Source organism: Streptococcus sp. HMSC064D12 (genome assembly GCF_001837205.1).
Taxonomy (GTDB): Bacteria; Bacillota; Bacilli; order Lactobacillales; family Streptococcaceae; genus Streptococcus; species Streptococcus salivarius_D.
In genome coordinates, this window is the sequence record NZ_KV831743.1 from 1 (window position 1) to 772 (window position 772).

1 protein-coding gene is annotated in these 772 nt (G+C 33.4%); it reads left to right on the forward strand.

The window, feature by feature from the left end:
* Positions 1-342: LPXTG cell wall anchor domain-containing protein (locus HMPREF2697_RS05840; protein WP_142350080.1), on the forward strand; the 342-nt coding region annotated here is incomplete at its 5' end.
* Between the last annotated feature and the right edge of the window lie 430 nt (positions 343-772).

A 772-nucleotide genomic window follows, 5' to 3' on the forward strand; every position in this document is an offset into this window, starting at 1 on the left:
GCGAGCGAGTCAGCAAGTACGTCAGCATCCATGAACACTTCAACCAGTGCTTCATCAAACTCACAGATATCTTCAATGAGTTCAGAGCAATTGACAAACACTTCACTGATAATTAACACATCAGAAAGAACTAGTCTTTCTGTTAATGATCGCAATTCTGACAGTTTCATTCTTAAGGCTAAGGCTGATAGACTTTTGGTACAACCAGAATCTAGGATGCTTCCTAAGTTTATTGAGAGAAGTAATCCACTTGCAACGGTGTTAGGAGTTCTATCTACTGCAACTGGTCTTGCCTTTCTTGCTAAACGCAAGAAGGATGACCCAGAAGATGACAGTTTATAATTTTAGTGTTAGGTAGTCATCGTCAATTTTTTAATAAAACACCACCCTTATTAGTACATTGTTAAATAAGGGCGGTGTTTTTTTGCTGTCTAGTGATATTAAGATGAAAACTTTAGAAAGAAGTATTTATCTGATATGATTGGAAAAATCAGAATTTTTATTAATCTTACCAAGAGGAATTTTCCTTAATCATTTTTTTCGAGAGATATCATATTCTATCGAAAACTTTTCATTGTTATCATTCTGGGAGATGACCCTTTCTTAGGCTTGTAAAAGCAATGTAGGAAAGGGCGATAAAAAATTCAAAAAAATAAGATACTATATTAGATTTTTTGGTTAGGGATATGATAAAATAGACAGTAATGTGCTAATAAACTAGCTAAAAATGAAAAGGTGTATATATGTTTTTTAGAAGAAATGAGGGTCAGTA